2 protein-coding genes are annotated in these 1,116 nt (G+C 77.8%); both read right to left on the bottom strand.

Annotation, left to right across the window (positions count from 1 at the left end):
• Positions 1-567 (bottom strand): NUDIX hydrolase (locus tag LCE31_RS25200; protein ID WP_225017919.1); only part of this gene is annotated, 567 nt, incomplete at its 3' end.
• A gap of 49 nt (positions 568-616) precedes the next feature.
• A partial coding sequence (locus LCE31_RS25195; RefSeq protein ID WP_225017918.1) for a DUF1275 family protein occupies positions 617-1,116 on the bottom strand: 500 nt, incomplete at its 5' end.

Genomic DNA, 1,116 nt, shown 5'->3' with positions numbered 1-1,116 from the left:
GTCGGCCAGGAGGCGGGCCACCCGGTCGAGCGCCTCGCGCACATTGGCCTCCGTCGTCAACGCGCGTGCCTGAGCCGGGTCCAGCCAGCGCAACGGCGCTCCCGCGTTCTCCGCCCTGGCCCGCTCCGGCTCGGCCGTGGCGAACACGAAGCGCAGATCGACGTGTTCGTGCGCGGGCTCCGCCGGGTGCGTGGCGTCCGCGGCCCGCGAAGCGGCCTGGACCACGACGACCTGGAGCAGCGAGGCGTCGGGCCAGGGCGCGAGGTCGCCGAGCCCGGTCTCCTCCCGTGCCTCCCGCAGGGCGATCGCCAGCGGCCCGCTCTCACCGGGATCGGCGTGCCCGCCGACCTGGAGCCAGGCCCGCTGACGGGCGTGCCGCCGCAGCAGCACCCGGCCGGTCGGCGGATGGACGATCAGCGCGGAGGCGGTGGCGTGCAGCGGTGTGGAGCGCAGCCAGGGGTCGGGGGCCGCGTGGGCGAGCGCGCGCGCCCGTGAGAGGTCGACGGCCTCGACCGCGCCGCGGGGACGGTGTCGTGCGAGTACCTCGGCGAGTGAAGCGTCGGTCATGACGGTGAGGCTACGGCCGGGCGGCCGCCCAGGTCGCCCGTTTATCCGGTCACGTGTCGCCCGGCCGCTTCCCGCCGGGCCCCCGGCCGCCGCCTGCGGGCTCCGCCGGGGGCCCCAGCAGGAAACAGCCGGCCGCGAGCGCGGTGAGCGCGGCGGCGAGACCCACCACGCCGGCCACCGTCGCCCGCAGCAGCAGCGCGCCCGCGACGGCGCCCGCGAGCATCGTCACCACCGAGCCCGCCTTGCGCAGTTGGCTCGCCCGGACACCGTGTCCGAGTGCGCTGCCGGCCGCGAACCCGGCCAGCGCCTGGGTGATGACCGTCGTGGTGATGTCGCGTGCGCCCGTGAGCCGTACGACCGAGGTCTGGGCGCCCAGGCACAGGGCGAGCACCGCGATCAGCACGTACCGCGATACGCCGTGTGTCGCGAGCGCGCCCGTGCCGAGCAACACGGCGAGCACCGCGACCGCGAGGGCCTCCCCGGCGAACGTGGCCCCCGGCCACCGCGGGCCGCGCCCCGGCGCCCGCCCCGCCCGGCCGATCCCCCCCC

Source organism: Streptomyces sp. 8L (assembly GCF_020176795.1).
Taxonomy (GTDB): domain Bacteria; phylum Actinomycetota; class Actinomycetes; order Streptomycetales; family Streptomycetaceae; genus Streptomyces.
This window is presented reverse-complemented; position numbering and strand designations above follow the sequence as displayed.